Below are 14,155 nucleotides of genomic sequence, written 5' to 3'. Positions count from 1 at the left end.
CGAAGCAACCGACAAAGACCGGGAGAACACGATGACCAGCGCCGACATCCTCAACGCCTGCGGCCTTGACGCCGCCGCGCTCGACCGCATCGATGGCACGCTCAGCGTCCATTCGCCCTGCGACGGCAGCCGCCTGGCGCGCCTGCGCGAACACACCGGCGAAGATGCGCAGCACGCCATCAGTCAAGCCCATGCGGCCTTTCTTCAATGGCGCAAAACGCCCGCGCCGCTGCGCGGCGAGCTGGTGCGCCTGCTGGGCGAGGTCTTGCGCGAGCGGCGTACCGCGCTGGGCGCGCTGGTGACGCTGGAAGCCGGCAAGATCAAGTCCGAAGGCATCGGCGAGGTGCAGGAGATGATCGACATCTGCGACTTCGCCACCGGCCTGTCGCGCCAGCTACATGGCCTGACCATCGCCAGCGAACGCCCCGGCCACCGCATGATGGAAACCTGGCACCCGCTGGGCATATGCGGCGTGATCACCGCGTTCAATTTCCCGGTCGCGGTGTGGGCCTGGAATGCCGCATTGGCATTGATATGCGGCGACAGCGTGGTCTGGAAGCCATCGGAGAAGACGCCGCTGACGGCCCTGGCCGTGATGCGCGCTTTCGATGAAGCCGTGGCGCGCTTCGAACGCGGCCACCCCGGATTATTGCCGCCAGAACTGTGCGGCCTGCTGCTGGGCGGCGCGGCGTTGGGCGAAGCGCTGTCGCAATCGCCGCAAGTGGCGCTGGTGAGCGCCACCGGCAGCGTCGCCATGGGGCGCAAGGTCGCGGCGAGCGTGGCGCAGCGCCTGGGCCGCAGCCTGCTGGAACTGGGCGGCAACAACGCCATGGTCGTCACGCCCAGCGCCGACCTCGAACTGGCGTTGCGCGCCATCGTCTTTTCCGCGGTGGGCACCGCCGGGCAGCGCTGCACCACGCTGCGCCGCCTGATCGTCCACCGCAGCATCGCCGACCGCCTGCATGAGCGCCTGACCCAGGTCTATGCCCGACTGGCCGTGGGCGACCCGCGCCAGGAAGGTAATCTCGTCGGCCCGCTGATCGACCGTCGCGCCTATGAAGCGATGCAAGACGCGCTGCGCGCCGCGCGTGAACAAGGCGGCACGGTCATCGGCGGCGAACGCGTGCCGGTCGGCGCGGCGCAGGCGGCCTCCGCGAGCTGGTATGTGCAACCGGCGCTGGTGCGCATGCCTCGCCAAAGCGGGGTCATGCATGCCGAGACCTTCGCGCCCATCCTCTACCTGGTCGACTACGAGGATATCGACGAAGCCATCGATTTGAACAACGCGGTGCCGCAGGGATTGTCTTCCGCCATCTTCAGCAATGACGTGCGCGAGACAGAGCTGTTCATGTCGGCGCTGGGCAGCGACTGCGGGCTGGCCAACGTCAACATCGGCACCAGCGGCGCCGAAATCGGCGGCGCCTTCGGAGGCGAGAAGGAAACCGGCGGCGGCCGCGAGTCGGGTTCGGATGCGTGGAAGAACTACATGCGGCGCGCCACCAACACCATCAACTACAGCGGCGCCTTGCCGCTGGCGCAGGGCGTGAAGTTCGACATCGCGTGATGCCGGCCCGGCGGCGACAGTGCAGCAGTACGACTGCATCCTTGCAAATCCCGGCGCTTTTTTAACAGCAACGCCATCCGCGTAAATCCGGGTAAGAAGCCCCCTGCCCCGGCCCGCCCAAGCTTACGCTGTGCTTCCTGCGTCTCGTTCTCCGCGGCAACAATGCTGCGGCGATACGCATAGCAAGAGGGGGAATCTCATGCGCACACCACATCCATCCCGGCGCCGGCGCGCCGGTAGCTGGCTGGCTGCCTGCATCGGCGCCGGCACGTTGGCCGGCTGCGCCAATTTCAGCGAAGTGCAATCCGAGCAACGCGACATGTTCATGGTCACCGCCACCGGCGTGAGCTACACCATGTCGATACCCGCGCTGACCGCCGCCGCCAAGGAAAAAGCCAATGACTTCTGCGGCAAGCAGCAGATGAATGCCGACCTGCGGCAACTGGTGCGCGGCTGGCGGCCGATGCAGGTCGACTTGTATTTCCGCTGCCAGCCCAAAGGCATCAGCCTGCAGGCGCTGCTCGATTGAGCCGATAGCCGGCCCCGGCCGCACACTCAGGCCGGGAAGTCGCGCTCGCGCTGCACGCTGCCATCGGCGGCAAAACCGTCGGCCAGCCTGAATCGCGTCACGCCCAGCGTGGCGACCGCATCGGCGGCATCGGCCAGTTGCTCATGCGGGTCGCCCTCCAGCACCCGCGCCGCTTGCGCCAGCACTTGCCCGGCCGCGCGCAGTTGCACCTGCAATACGCTCTCGCCGTCTTCATCTGCCAGCGCGAAGATCGCGATGGCATCGGCGGCGGCCGCGCCTGACTGCGCCAGGCCGTGCTCCAGCTCCGACATCATCTGCAGCGTGCCGTATTCCGCATTGCCGGTCTGCTTGGCGCCGTGGAACAGATCCTGGTACATGAAGTGCAGCTGGCAGCGCGCCTCGTCGCCGGACTTGCCGGTCAGGCAGTGCTGCATCAGCGGCGTGTGCTTGTCGGCCCAGGCGCGAAAGCGTTCGGCGCGCCGTTCGAAGTAGGCGTCGGCGGCGGCCTCGTCCTGCGGCACTGCGTAGAAGGGATCGTCCAGGTCCTTCAGGGCGAAGCCGAGCAGGAAGCGCAACTCCAGCGCCTCATCGTCGGCCGCAAAATCATTGGCCGGCCAGCCGCGCATGCTGCGCTCGATGGCCGGCACGCTCATCACCTTCTTATCGGTCAGCGAGGCGAACGCATCGCGGTTCATGGCATCGACATCGCTATAGGTCAGCGCGCCGATCTCGTCCGGGTGGTACAGGTGGTGCACCAGCACCACGCGGGCTTGCGGGCTTTCCAGTCCGGCGTCCTGCAAGCTGGCGCGCAGCGTGTCGAAGGCATCGCCATCGGTGAACACGCGCGCCGCCTGCAAGCCGCCCCGGGTACGCGCCAGGAACGGGATCAGGAAGGCGTTGATTTCCATTTCCTTCTCGCCGCGGCGCATGAACACGATATCGGCGACCTCTTCCGCCACCGCGCGCAACAAGGCATGGCCGCGGCTGTCTTCGAAGCGCAGCTGCTCCAGCGCTTCGTACAAGGTTTCGTCATCGCGCTGGCGCAGGCACTTGCGGACCATGCGTTCCAGTTCGTCCTGGCCGACGCGGCGGCCGGCCGCATCCGGTTCGCCGGCGGCCACGGCGGCGGCCAGCGCGGCCAGTTGGCGCACCTGTTCCTCGCCTTCGTCGAGCGCCTCGGATGCCGCATGGGCATTGTGCTGGCGGCGACGGGAAGCGTCGGTGGCGACATGGGTCTTGGCCTTGGGCTTGTCCCTGGCCGGCCCTTGCGGTTTGGGCGCAGGCTTGGCGGCAGTCTTGTGTTGCGGCTTGCCCGCGGGACGGTTCGGTTTGTTCATGATATTCCTCGCATAAGATCAGTTCGGCGGCAGTCCGCTCTTGGCGGCGCGCCCGGGCAGGGTGGCCAGCAGCATGCCGGCCAACGCCACGGTGAACGCCGCGCCCTGCAGCCAGCTGAGCTTTTCGCCCAGCGCCAGCACCCCCACCAGCGCCGCCGACACCGGCAGCATCACGGTGAATACGCCGGCGCGGCCGGCCGGCACCACCTTGAGGCCGGTCATCCACAGCCATACCGTCCACACGCTGGCGGCCAGCGCATAGAACAGCAACAGCAGCCAGATGTCGGCCGGCACCGCGGCGAAATCGAAATCCAGGGCCAGGTAGAAGCCCATGGGCGTCATCAGCAGCAGGCCCCACAGGTTGATGATGGCGCTGATGCGCTTGGGCGTGAGCACCGAGGTCAGCTTCTTGCCGATGACGGCGTAGGCGGCCTCGCACAGCACCGCGCAAAACACCAGCACGTTGCCGAGCCAGGCATATTGCCCGTGGCCGGCCGCTGCGCCGCCGCCGTGGGTATCCTTGGCGAAGGACAGCATGCCGATGCCGAGCACGCCGCAGGCGATCGCGCCCCAGACCCGCAGACTGATCCTTTCCTTGAGGAAGAGCCAGCTCATCAGCGCCACCACGGCCGGAATCGACGACATGATCACCCCGGCCGATACGGCGCTGGTCATCGACACTCCGGTGATCATGCAGATGCTGAAAAGAAAATTGCCGAGGAAGGACTCCAGGAACAGCAGGCGGCGCGACTGTGGCGTCAGCGCCGGTTCGCCGGCCGGCTTCTTGATCCAGCGCAGCATGGCCACGGCGCCGATGCCGAAACGCAGCCAAGCCAGCAGGAACAGCGGCAACGCCGCCGCCAAGGGCTTGGAGAGCGCCACATAGGCCCCCACCAGGGACATGCTCAGGATCAGGCAAGCGTAGCCCATCGGGCGGCTGGGGGTGTAGCTCATTCGTTCCTTGTCAATGATGGCCTGCGCCCCTGCCGCGGCGTCGGCGCGGGCATCGGACAGGGCTGCATTTTAATCTGAAACGAATGGCGTGCCGGCGCGAACTACATCAAACCATCCCACAGCCTGCGCTCGTCGCCGGCGGGGTCTTGCCACACCGTGCTGCCGGCGCTGTCCAGCAGCATGGTGCTGCGAGCGTCGGTATCGTAGCGCGGCCACACCGGCAACCGGGCGTGCCGCGGCCGGCCGTCGCGGATGAAGGAGATCCATGTGGCATGCACCACATCGGCGAAGGGCGGCACCTCCGGATCGCGGCCGTACAGCATCTCCAGGAAAGGCTCGTTGAAATTGCGCCAGGTGAAGGGCTGCTCGCCGGCGTGCACCGCGTAACCGGAGAACGGCCCTTGCCTGGCGCTCTCGTCGAAGCGGTAAAGATAGGTGACGCCGCCGGCAGCGGCATGCGCATCCGCCAGGCGCAGGGTCGGTATCCAGTATTCCTCCGCGCTCAGCAGGCGCACCCGGCGCTCGAATGCGCTTTGCTGCGGAAAGCGCATCCGATACAAGCCGGCCGCCTGCGCCATCGCCGGCGCATCGAGCTGGGCCAGTTCGCGTCCGGCAATGGGCGCGTCGGCAGCCGGATCCTTGCGGTGCGCCGCGACCAGTTGCGGCGGGAAAAACAGCAAGGCCTCGTCGCGGTTGCTGCCGATCAGCAACGGCACCTTGGCGGAGGCGCCGTCGGCCACCATTTGCTGCGGCGAGCGCGGCAGGAAACCGCCATCGACCACCGACCTGAAGGCGAAGTTGCGCGGGTAGCCGGCAATCGCCGCCGCCTGGGCCTGCAACAGCGCCTGCGGGCTGGCCTGGCGCAGCAGCGTGGCCACGTCGATATCCGCCCGTCCTGCGCGCAGGGCGGCCACAAAGAGCGCGGCCACCTTGTCCGCCTCTGGCGGCGCATGCGAGGTCAGCGCGCCGCCGCTTTGCACGATGGCCTGCGCGAACAATCCGGCCGCCGAAGGCGCGGCCAGCAGCGCCGACACGTTCTTGCCGCCCGCCGATTCGCCGGCCAAGGTCACCCGCGCGGGGTCGCCGCCGAAGGCGGCGATATTGTCGCGCACCCACTGCAACCCCATCACCTGGTCGCGCAGCGCGTTGTTGCCGCTGCCGCGCCAGGACTCGCCGAGCACCCCGCCCAGTTCGAGGAAGCCGAACGCGCCCAGACGGTAGCCGATGGTGACGCACACCACGCCGTTGCGCGCAAAACTGCCGCCGTCGTAGATCGGCTGGCTGGTGGCGCCATACACGTTGCTGCCGCCGTACACCCAGACGAATACCGGATGCGGCCCCGGCGTATCCGGCGCCCATACGTTGAGGTACAGGCAATCCTCGCCCTGCGTGGCGTCGCCGATGAAATGGCGCCCGCTTCCGGCCTGCACGCGGTCGGGCTGCATGGGCGCCGGCCCGAAGGAAAACGCATTGCGTATCCCGGCGGCCGCAGGTAGCGGTTGCGGCGCCATGAAGCGCAGCGCCCCCACCGGGGCCTGCGCGTAAGGGATGCCCTTGAAACTGCGGACGCCGCCGGCCACCGCGCCGCGTACCGCCCCGCAGGCGGCCTGCACCGTCAGCGCACGGCGCTGCTGCGCCGGCGTCTCGGCGCCGGCGGCAAAAACCGGCAGGGGCCATGCAGCCAGCCCTGCTCCCTGCAACAAAAACGATCTGCGGCCGCCCTTCATATCGCTTCCTTTCGATGGCAAAGTCGGGGATAAAAAATGGGCACGCGCAAACGTGCCCATGAAAAGGTCCAAACTGCAAAACACAACCACGACATCTCGGACCAGCCAAATGACCATTGATGCTGCCGGCCCCGACGCTTGCCGGGCCGATAGCGCCAATGGGAAAAACCGGCGCCGCCGGCGTCACCTGCCGTCAGGCGGCATCAGACGGATCAGGCGCGCGACCATGGCGGTCGACGCCGCGGCCCAGCGATTTCGCCGTCTTGCCGGCGATGCCATATTCGGTGTTGGGAACGTCCTTGAGGATGACGCGCACTTCGGCGCGGTCGATGCCCAGCGTGTTCACGGCGGCGTCCGTCAGCGCGCCGATCAGGCGCGCCTTCTGCTCGTCGGTACGGCCGGCGATAAAAAAAACCTGGATGATGGACATGTACTTCCTCTCACTTCCCCTGAATGGCGCCACGCCTCGCGGCCGGTCTCGCCCGGTTCGCCGACGGCCCGCTTATCCGGTTTTGTCCGCGGCATCTCCGGCCGCCGCCTGCCAGGCCGCCACCGACTTGCCGGCGATGCCGAACTGCCTGGCCGGCACCTCGGTCAGCCACACGCGTATCGAGTCGATGGGCGCGCCGATGGCGTCGACGGTGGCATTGGTCAAGGCGGCGACCAGCGCTTCCTTCTGCTGGTCGGTATAGCCTTCGACGACGAACATTTCGATATTGGGCATGACGGCTGGAATGGACGTTTCCCGCAAAGGAAACATGGGCAAAGACGTGCTGAGATGGTAGGTGGGGACAGGGGATAAATCAAATTCATGCAATGCATGGAGGCGATAAGCCGAGCGGATGGGGAACCCGTTTTACCCTTTATGCCTTATCTGCATAAGAACCTGTTGATGATCTCGCCGGGAGTTGATCGAATGCCATATCAGGATGGGCTGCAAGGCGCAAAAGCCTGCCGCCATCGGCGCCGCCCCATCATGCATGCTAAGCATGAACGCCGCCCGTCCCGGAGCGCATACTGGCCGGTATCGGATCACATCTCCGGCCCACTACCGCAAAGGAAACACCATGGCTCCCCTCATCGAAGGCACCCGCTCGTTCGGCATCATCGGCGGGCTCGGCCCGCTGGCCAGTGCCGACGTTTTCTTCAAGCTGATGAAGGCCATGGCGGCGCGCGGCAATATCGAACAGGCCGATGTGGTGTTCGAGCAGCATCCGTTCCACGGCAGCGGCTCGACCAGCGCCGCCACCACCGAGCGCAAGCTGTATGTGTTCGACATGATCCGCGATTTCGAACGGCGCGGCGTCGGCGCGGTGGTGCTGCCCTGCTTCCTCAGCCACACCTTCCTCGACGAACTCAAGGCCAACACCACGCTGCCCATCGTCGACCTGATGGAGGCGCTGCGCAGCCATCTGCGCCGCGTCCACCCGCAGGCCGCCCGCATCGGCGTGCTGACCTCGGACTACACGCGCGCCAGCGGCCTGTTCGAACGCTACTTTCCCGCCCCGGCCTTCGATGTGATCTATCCCCGCATGCCGCAGGGCCGCGATGCGGTGACCGAGGCGGTCTATGGCGAAGGCGGCATCAAGCGGGGTTCGCTCACCGGCAAGCCGTTGCAGTTGCTGACTGAGGCGGCGCAGGATCTGGTGGCGCAAGGCGCGGACCTGATCCTGCCCGGCCTCACCGAAGTGGCGCTGGTAGCGCATGCCATCGGCACGCTGCCGGTGCCGATCGTCGATGCCAACCAGGTCTACGCGCAATGCGTGGCCGATGGCCGGCGCCAGGCGTCGGCCAAGCCGTTCAAGATCGGGGTGGTGGGTGGCGTGGGGCCGGCGGCCACGGTAGATTTCATGCAAAAGATCGTGCGCAACACGCCGGCCGAACGCGACCAGGACCATATCAAGGTGCATGTGGAACAGAACCCGCAGATCCCCGACCGCACCGAGAATCTGGTCGGCCAGGGGCCGGACCCGACCATCGCGCTGTACGCCACCTGCAAGAAACTGGAGGAAGGCGGCGCCGACCTCATCGCGATTCCCTGCAACACCGCGCACGCCTATGTCGAACGCATCCAGTCCAGCCTCTCCATCCCCATCGTCAACATGCTGACGGTGACGGTGGAAAGCATCCGCGCGCGTTTTCCTGAGCTGAAGCAGGTCGGCCTGCTGGCGACCTCGGGCACGGTCGGCAGCGGCGTCTACCGCCGTGCGCTGGAAGAACAGGGACTGGAGCAGCTGGTGCCCTCGCCGGCCATGCAAGAGCGCGTGATGAACGCCATCTACGGCCGCGAAGGAGTGAAGGCCGGTTATACCGAAGGCCAGTGCCAGGACGACATCCGCGCCGGCCTGGATGACCTGGTGCGGCAAGGCGCCGACGTGGTCATTTTAGGTTGCACCGAACTGCCGCTGCTGCTGCCGTACCCGCAACTGGAACACGGCAGCGGCAAGACCGTCGTCCTGGTGGATCCCACCGATACGCTGGCGCGGCGCTGCGTGGCGGATGCGGGGACAGCAGCGGAATAAAGCGAAATCGGCATTACCAGGCGGCCAGGATGCCGCCCTTGAATTCGGTTTCGATGAACCGCTTCACTTCATCCGACTGGTAGGCCTGCACCAGCCTGGGCAACCAGGGCTGCGCCTTGTCCTTCTCGCGCACGGCGATCAGGCAGGCATAAGGGCTGTCTCCGTTCTCCACCACCAGGCTGTCCCTGGCGGGGTTCAAACCGGCCTTGGCGGCGAAGTCGGCGTTGATCGCGGAGGCATCGAGGTCATCCAGCGTGCGCGGCAATTGTCCCGCATCGATTTCGATGAACTTCCACTTCTTCGGATTCTCGACGATGTCGATAGGCGTGGCATTGGTGCCGGTCAGGGCATCGATGCCGGCGCGCAGCTTGAGCGCGCCATGCTTTTGCAACAGCAGCAGCACGCGGCTTTCATTGGCCGGGTCGTTGGGGATGCCGATCTTGGCGCCGGCGGGAATGTCTTCCAGCTTGCGGTACTTCTTGGAATAGACCGCCATCGGCCCGATCATGGTCTTGCCCTCGGCATACAGCTTGTAGCCGCGCGCCTTGATCTGCGCATTCAGGAACGGACGGTGCTGGTAGCTGTTGGCGTCGAGTTCGCCGGCATCGAGCGCCGCATTGGGCTGGATGTAGTCGTTGAATTCGATGATCCTGATCTTGTAACCCGGATTGTCGCGCTCGAACACGCGCTTGACCGCTTCGAAGATCTGCGCATGCGGGCCGCTGGTCACGCCGACCTTCAGCACTTTATCCTGCGCCTGGGCCGGCGCATGCAGCGCCAATGCCGCCGCCAATGCGGTCCCCGCCACTGCCCTGATCCATGTCGCCACTGCGTGTTTCATCCTTCGTCCTCGGCAAGAAAAACAGCCAATGTAGCGACGGCCCCGTGGCAGTGGAACGAATCTTTTCCCGCTTGTTTATGTGCGCAGCGACTAAGAACCTGTTCTAAGCGCGCAGCAGCTCCGCCTGCGGCGCCCGCGATGCCGCAACGCCCGGCGCCGCCGCGATCAGCGCACGGGTATAGGCATGCTGCGGCGCCTGCCAGATCGCGTCGTGGCCGCCTTGCTCGACGATGCGCCCGCCGTTCATCACCAGCACGCGGTCGGCGATGTAGCGCACCACCGACAGGTCGTGCGAGATGAACAGGTAGGCCAGGTTGAACTCGCGCCTGAGGTCGACCAGCAGGTTCAGTATCTGCGCCTGCACTGACACGTCCAGCGCCGATACCGGCTCGTCGCAGATCACCAGCGCGGGCTTGAGCACCAGTGCGCGCGCGATGCCGATGCGCTGGCGCTGGCCGCCCGAGAACTGGTGCGCGTAACGCTCCAGCGCGCCCTTGGGCAGGCCGACCAGGTCGACCATCTGTGCGATGCGGCGATGCCGTTCCTGGCGCTCCTGCACCCCGTGGATCACCAATGCGGCGTCGAGGATTTGCGCCACCGTGTGGCGCGGGTTGAGCGAGGCGTAGGGATCCTGGAACACCATCTGCACCCGCTTGCGCCAGGGGCGCAGGGGCGCGCGCCCAAGCTGCGCGAGGTCGGTCCCGTCCAGCACGATGCGCCCGGCGGCGGCATCGGTCAGGCGCACGATGGCGCGCGACAGCGTCGACTTGCCGCAGCCCGATTCGCCCACCAGCCCGACCGTCTCGCCGGCGGCGATGTCGAAGGACACGCCGCGCACCGCATGCACCGGGCCTTTGCCGGTGTCGTAGCGCACGTGCAGATCCTGCACCGACAGCAGCGGCGCGGCGGACTCATGCGTGGGCGCTACGGCGAACGGCTGGGCGAGTTCACGCGCGCTGAGCGTGAACTCGCGCTGGCCATCGGCGCCGATGCTGCTGCGAATTTCCGGCAGGCGCGCGCGGCGGTAATGCAGGTCTTGCTCCATGCGCAGCGAAGCGCCCAGCAAGCCGCGCGTATAGGCATGCCGCGGCCGCGCAAACAGTTCGGCATTGGCGGCCTCTTCCACCTTCAGGCCGCCGTACATCACGGCCACGCGGTCGGCCCATTGCTCCACCACGCCCAGATCGTGCGTGATCAGCAACACCGCCATGCCCAGTTCGCGCCGCAACTGGTCCAGCAGTTCCAGGATCTGCGCCTGGATGGTCACGTCCAGCGCCGTGGTCGGCTCGTCGGCCACCAGCAGGCGCGGCCGGTTGGCGACCGCCATGGCGATCATCACGCGCTGGCGCTGGCCGCCGGAAAGCTGGTGCGGAAAGTCGTCGATGCGGCGCGGCGCATCGGCAATGCGCACCAGTTCCAGCAACTCGATGGCGCGTCGGCGGGCGGCCGCGCCATCGAGCGCCTGGTGCAGGCGGATCGCCTCGATCACCTGCGCGCCGATGGACAGCACCGGGTTGAGCGAGGTCATCGGCTCCTGGAAGATCATCGAGATGGCATTGCCGCGCAGCGCCGCCAGTTCGGCCTCGGGCAGCGCCAGCAGGTCGCGCCCCTCGAAGCGGATCTGCCCCGACACGCGCGCGCTGCCGTCCAGCAGCCGCAGCAACGACAAGGCGGTGGTGGACTTGCCGCAGCCGGATTCGCCCACCAGCGCCACCATCTCGCCGGGCGCGATGGCCAGGTCGAGGCCGCGCACGGCATCGTGGCCGGGGAAGGAAACTTTCAGGTCGCGGATGTCGAGCAAGGGCATGGCATTCTCCTCGTTGGCGCAACGCGCTTTCAGGCGGTCACACCGGTACGGTAGCCGGCGCCGACATGGTGCGCCGGCAAGGTCGGCCCGCCGCGGAACAGTTTCTCGCGCAGCGTACCGGCGGCGTAGTCGCGCTTGTAGGAACCGCGCTCCTGCAGCACCGGGATCACCAGGTCGACGAAATCCTCGAAGCTCTCGGGTGTGACCGTGCGCGTGAGGTTGAAACCGTCGACCCCGGTATCGCCCACCCAGGCTTCCAGCTCATCGGCCACCTGGGTCGGCGAGCCGACCACGGTGGCGTAGCGCCCGCCCAGTTCAAGCTGTTGCAGCAGCTTGCGCTTGGTCCAGTTGAGTTCGGGGTTGGTCACGGTCTTGACCAGCGATTCGATGGAATTGGTCTTGGCCGCGCGGATCGGCTCGTCCAGTTCATATTGCGAGAAGTCGATGCCAGTGCCGGCCGAGAAATGCGCCAGCCCGGCTTCCGGACTGGCATAGCTGGCGTATTCGCGGTACTTGTCGCGCGCGGCCTGTTCGGTGGCGGCGGTGATCACGGTCAGGCCCATGAAGATCTTGACGTCGTCCGGGTTGCGCCCTTCGCGCGCGGCGCCCTCGCGGATGCCCTGCACCAGCTTGCGAGCGGCATCGCGCGTCTGGCTGGAGATGAACACGCACTCGGCATGGCGCGCGCCGAAGGCCTGGCCGCGTCCCGACGAACCGGCCTGGTACAGCACCGGCGTGCGCTGGCGCGACGGCTCCGACAGGTGGATGCCCTCGACGCGGTAGTAGTCGCCGCTGTGCCTGATCTTGTGCACCCTGGACGGGTCGGCATAGACGCGGTTGGCGCGGTCGCGCACCACGGCGCCGTCTTCCCAGCTGCCTTCCCACAGCTTGTAGACCACTTCCATGAACTCGTCGGCGCGGTCGTAGCGCTGGTCGTGTTCCAGCTGCTCGGTCAGGCCCATGGCGCGCGCGGCGCTGTCGAGGTAGCCGGTGACGATGTTCCAGCCGACCCGTCCCTTGGTGAGATGGTCGAGCGTGGACATGCGGCGCGCGAACAGGAACGGCGCCTCGTAGCTCAGGTTGGCGGTGATGCCGAAGCCGAGGTGTTCGGTCACCGCCGCCATGGCCGAGATCAGCAGCAGCGGATCGTTCACCGGCAACTGGATCGATTCGCGCAGCGTGATGTCGACCGACTGCTGGTAGACATCGTAGACGCCGACGATGTCGGCCAGGAACAGGCCGTCGAACTTGCCGCGCTCCAGCAGTTGCGCCAGGTGCGTCCAGTAGCCGATGTCGGTGTAGTCCTGCGAGCGGTCGCGCGGGTGCGTCCACAGGCCGTGGTTGATGTGGTTCACGCAGTTCATGTTGAATGCGTTGAGCCGGATTTCCTTCTTGCTCATATTCCCTCTCCTGCCGCTCAGGCGGCCTGGGCAGCCGCAGCCGCGTATTGCGGCTCCAGCTGCACGTCGAGCGCCTCGTTGAAGCGCGCGAAGAATGCGCACAGCGCGGCGCGCAGGGTCAGCTCGACGATCTGCGATTCGTTGAAGTGCTCGCGCAGGCGCGCCACCAGGCTGTCGCCTACGCGCTGGCGGGTGACGGCCAGCGCGTAGTCGCGCACCAACTTTTCCAGCGGGCCCAGGCCGGGCACGTCGGGGTCGAGGATGCGCTCCACCGTCTCCGCCGCGACATGCTCGGCGCGCAGCTTGGGCGCGTGGTGCGAAACGCAGTAGCTGCATTCGTTGGCCCTGGAAGCGGTGACCAGCACGATCTCCAGGTGCAGCTTCGAAATATTGCCCTCGGCGGCGAAGCCCAGCAGCAGGCCATAGAGGTGTTCGATCGAGGCCGGCTTGTGGGCCAGCACGCCCAGCATGTTGCCGAAGTGGCCGTATTCGTTTTCCACCTTCTCGAAGATGGCGCGGGCCGGGCCCGGTTGCAGCTGGCTGGACAGGAGCGTGGATACGCGTGCCATGTGTTTCTCCTATTTTCTGTGGCGCGGGTCGAGCACGTCGGCCAACCCGTCGCCTAAAAGATTGAGGGCCAGCACCGTGATGACGATGGCGATGCCGGGAATGGTGGCGATGGTCCAGTCGGTGCGCAGCACTTCGCGGCCGGCGCCGACCATGTTTCCCCAACTGGCGGCGTTGGGGTCGCCCAGGCCGAGGAAGGCCAGGCTGGATTCGGTGAGGATGGAGGTGGCGACCATCAGCGAGGTCGACACCAGGATCGGGGTCAATGCGTTGGGCAGGATGTCGCGCAGGATGATGCGCGCGTCGGAAGCGCCCAGCGCCACGCTGGCCTGCACCATCTCGCCATGGCGCAGCTTGAGCACTTCGGCGCGCACCAGCCGCGCCAGGCTCGGCCAGGCGGTCACGCCGATGGCCAGCGCGATAGTCAACAGCGTAGGCTGCACCACCGCCACGATGGCCAGGGCGAACAGGAAGGACGGGATGGTCTGGAAGAATTCGGTCACCCGCATCAGCAGCGCGTCGGCGCGGCCGCCGTAGTAGCCGGCCAGCAAGCCGCCGGACACGCCCAGCAGCAGCGCGAGCGCGGTCGACACCAGCGCGATCAGCAGCGAAGCGCGCGCGCCGTGGAAAATGCCGGCCAGCATGTCGCGCCCCATCATGTCGGTGCCCAGCACATGGCCGGCATCGGCGAAGGGAGGCAGGAAGGGTTCGGCCACCATGTCCAGCGGATCGCCCGGGAACAGCCAGCCGGCCAAGACCGCCATGGCCAGCACCGCCAGCAACAAGAGGCTGCCGGCCAGCGCCGAAGGCGAGCGCAACAGGCGTGCCCACCAGCCGCGCGGCGCCGCCGATGCCAGCGTTGCCGCCGGCACGGCCACGTTGGTGACGAATTTGCTCATGCCATGCT

At 66.9% G+C, this 14,155-nt stretch carries 13 protein-coding genes; 3 read left to right on the top strand and 10 right to left on the bottom strand.

The window, feature by feature from the left end:
• Positions 1 to 31: 31 nt before the first annotated feature.
• On the top strand, positions 32 to 1,564 hold the full coding sequence (gene amaB / locus AC07N6_RS15510; RefSeq protein ID WP_494782269.1) for an L-piperidine-6-carboxylate dehydrogenase: 1,533 nt from the start codon (positions 32 to 34) through the stop codon (positions 1,562 to 1,564).
• Positions 1,565 to 1,763: 199 nt separating this feature from the next.
• Entirely contained in the window at positions 1,764 to 2,093 is a 330-nt protein-coding gene (locus AC07N6_RS15505; RefSeq protein ID WP_494782270.1) for a hypothetical protein, read from the top strand.
• Positions 2,094 to 2,119: 26 nt separating this feature from the next.
• Here the strand turns inward: AC07N6_RS15505 and AC07N6_RS15500 are convergent, their stop codons facing one another.
• From AC07N6_RS15500 to AC07N6_RS15480, 5 genes are all read right to left on the bottom strand, one after another.
• Complete coding sequence (locus AC07N6_RS15500; RefSeq protein ID WP_494782271.1) at positions 2,120 to 3,430, bottom strand: DUF2863 family protein; 1,311 nt, start codon at positions 3,428 to 3,430, stop codon at positions 2,120 to 2,122.
• 18 nt (positions 3,431 to 3,448) lie between these two features.
• Positions 3,449 to 4,384, bottom strand: coding sequence for a DMT family transporter (locus AC07N6_RS15495; RefSeq protein ID WP_494782272.1), 936 nt, complete (start codon positions 4,382 to 4,384; stop codon positions 3,449 to 3,451).
• Positions 4,385 to 4,485: 101 nt separating this feature from the next.
• Positions 4,486 to 6,087, bottom strand: a complete 1,602-nt coding sequence (locus AC07N6_RS15490) for a carboxylesterase/lipase family protein (RefSeq protein WP_494782273.1) — start codon at positions 6,085 to 6,087, stop codon at positions 4,486 to 4,488.
• Positions 6,088 to 6,304: 217 nt separating this feature from the next.
• Entirely contained in the window at positions 6,305 to 6,541 is a 237-nt protein-coding gene (locus AC07N6_RS15485) for a tautomerase family protein (protein ID WP_494782274.1), read from the bottom strand.
• 72 nt (positions 6,542 to 6,613) lie between these two features.
• Complete coding sequence (locus AC07N6_RS15480) at positions 6,614 to 6,835, bottom strand: tautomerase family protein (RefSeq protein ID WP_494782275.1); 222 nt, start codon at positions 6,833 to 6,835, stop codon at positions 6,614 to 6,616.
• 343 nt (positions 6,836 to 7,178) lie between these two features.
• On the opposite strand from AC07N6_RS15480, the gene cuyB reads away from it, so the two are divergent.
• A complete protein-coding gene (gene cuyB / locus AC07N6_RS15475; RefSeq protein ID WP_494782276.1) occupies positions 7,179 to 8,633 on the top strand; it encodes a cysteate racemase in 1,455 nt (484 codons plus the stop codon).
• Between the two features lie 13 nt (positions 8,634 to 8,646).
• On the opposite strand, the gene AC07N6_RS15470 is transcribed toward cuyB, so the two are convergent.
• The 5 genes from AC07N6_RS15470 to AC07N6_RS15450 all read right to left on the bottom strand — a co-directional run bounded on the left by AC07N6_RS15470 (position 8,647) and on the right by AC07N6_RS15450 (position 14,147).
• Positions 8,647 to 9,474 (bottom strand): MetQ/NlpA family ABC transporter substrate-binding protein, encoded by an 828-nt coding sequence (locus AC07N6_RS15470; protein ID WP_494782277.1) that lies wholly within the window; start codon positions 9,472 to 9,474, stop codon positions 8,647 to 8,649.
• A gap of 103 nt (positions 9,475 to 9,577) precedes the next feature.
• Positions 9,578 to 11,281 carry an ABC transporter ATP-binding protein gene (locus tag AC07N6_RS15465; RefSeq protein WP_494782278.1) on the bottom strand — a complete coding sequence of 568 codons (1,704 nt, stop codon included), beginning with the start codon at positions 11,279 to 11,281 and terminating at the stop codon, positions 9,578 to 9,580.
• A 29-nt stretch (positions 11,282 to 11,310) separates the two neighbouring features.
• On the bottom strand, positions 11,311 to 12,681 hold the full coding sequence (locus AC07N6_RS15460) for an LLM class flavin-dependent oxidoreductase (protein WP_494782279.1): 1,371 nt from the start codon (positions 12,679 to 12,681) through the stop codon (positions 11,311 to 11,313).
• Between the two features lie 17 nt (positions 12,682 to 12,698).
• The gene (locus AC07N6_RS15455) at positions 12,699 to 13,250 is read right to left on the bottom strand and encodes a carboxymuconolactone decarboxylase family protein (protein WP_494782280.1); all 552 of its coding nucleotides are present in this window, start codon (positions 13,248 to 13,250) and stop codon (positions 12,699 to 12,701) included.
• Between the two features lie 9 nt (positions 13,251 to 13,259).
• A complete protein-coding gene (locus AC07N6_RS15450) occupies positions 13,260 to 14,147 on the bottom strand; it encodes an ABC transporter permease (protein ID WP_494782281.1) in 888 nt (295 codons plus the stop codon).
• Between the last annotated feature and the right edge of the window lie 8 nt (positions 14,148 to 14,155).

Source organism: Herbaspirillum sp. GW821-FHT09A12 (genome assembly GCF_059418325.1).
Note: the sequence above shows the minus strand (reverse complement) of the source record. Positions and strands in the feature narration are given on the sequence as shown.

Bases quoted from the DNA above. Each gene is read 5' to 3' on its own strand.
- amaB (WP_494782269.1), top strand. From the start codon at position 32: ATGACCAGCGCCGACATCCTCAACGCCTGCGGCCTTGACGCCGCCGCG.
- AC07N6_RS15505 (WP_494782270.1), top strand. From the start codon at position 1,764: ATGCGCACACCACATCCATCCCGGCGCCGGCGCGCCGGTAGCTGGCTG.
- AC07N6_RS15500 (WP_494782271.1), bottom strand. From the start codon at position 3,430: ATGAACAAACCGAACCGTCCCGCGGGCAAGCCGCAACACAAGACTGCC.
- AC07N6_RS15495 (WP_494782272.1), bottom strand. From the start codon at position 4,384: ATGAGCTACACCCCCAGCCGCCCGATGGGCTACGCTTGCCTGATCCTG.
- AC07N6_RS15485 (WP_494782274.1), bottom strand. From the start codon at position 6,541: ATGTCCATCATCCAGGTTTTTTTTATCGCCGGCCGTACCGACGAGCAG.
- AC07N6_RS15480 (WP_494782275.1), bottom strand. From the start codon at position 6,835: ATGCCCAATATCGAAATGTTCGTCGTCGAAGGCTATACCGACCAGCAG.
- cuyB (WP_494782276.1), top strand. From the start codon at position 7,179: ATGGCTCCCCTCATCGAAGGCACCCGCTCGTTCGGCATCATCGGCGGG.
- AC07N6_RS15470 (WP_494782277.1), bottom strand. From the start codon at position 9,474: ATGAAACACGCAGTGGCGACATGGATCAGGGCAGTGGCGGGGACCGCA.
- AC07N6_RS15465 (WP_494782278.1), bottom strand. From the start codon at position 11,281: ATGCCCTTGCTCGACATCCGCGACCTGAAAGTTTCCTTCCCCGGCCAC.
- AC07N6_RS15460 (WP_494782279.1), bottom strand. From the start codon at position 12,681: ATGAGCAAGAAGGAAATCCGGCTCAACGCATTCAACATGAACTGCGTG.
- AC07N6_RS15455 (WP_494782280.1), bottom strand. From the start codon at position 13,250: ATGGCACGCGTATCCACGCTCCTGTCCAGCCAGCTGCAACCGGGCCCG.
- AC07N6_RS15450 (WP_494782281.1), bottom strand. From the start codon at position 14,147: ATGAGCAAATTCGTCACCAACGTGGCCGTGCCGGCGGCAACGCTGGCA.